This is a genomic window from Streptomyces tyrfis (assembly GCF_037034285.1).
Classification (GTDB): Bacteria; Actinomycetota; Actinomycetes; order Streptomycetales; family Streptomycetaceae; genus Streptomyces.
On sequence record NZ_JBAGJZ010000132.1, the window covers coordinates 1 to 370 of the forward strand.

Consider the following 370-nt stretch of genomic DNA (forward strand, 5'->3'; position numbering starts at 1 on the left):
GATCGGAGTCCGTCACGCCCGTCACACCACCCGTCACGCCTGTGACGGAGGGTGTGACGCCGGACGAGTCTGACGACGTGACCGGGGCGGGCACGGGCAGTGTCGCGGTGCTGGAGGAGATCGCGGCCGTGGCGGGCGTGCCTACGCCCGTGCCCGGTGAGGGACTGACGAACGATCAGCTCGACGTGGTGCTGCGGCACTTGCGGTACTCCGATGACCCGCCTCTGTCCTACCGCCAGGCTGTCGCGGCGTTCCGTGACGCCGGCTACGTCGGCGGGGAACAGCGCGTCCGCAAGGCGTGGGTGCAGTTGATGTCCCGCGAAGAGGCCGACACGACGGAGGGTGCGGCCGGGGCCAGCGAGAGCGAGAC

The 370-nt window shown here is 70.8% G+C and carries 1 pseudogene; it reads left to right on the forward strand.

The features are described from left to right. Positions 1-53: 53 nt before the first annotated feature. Positions 54-370, forward strand: a pseudogene (locus WA762_RS35535) (hypothetical protein); the annotation flags it as partial.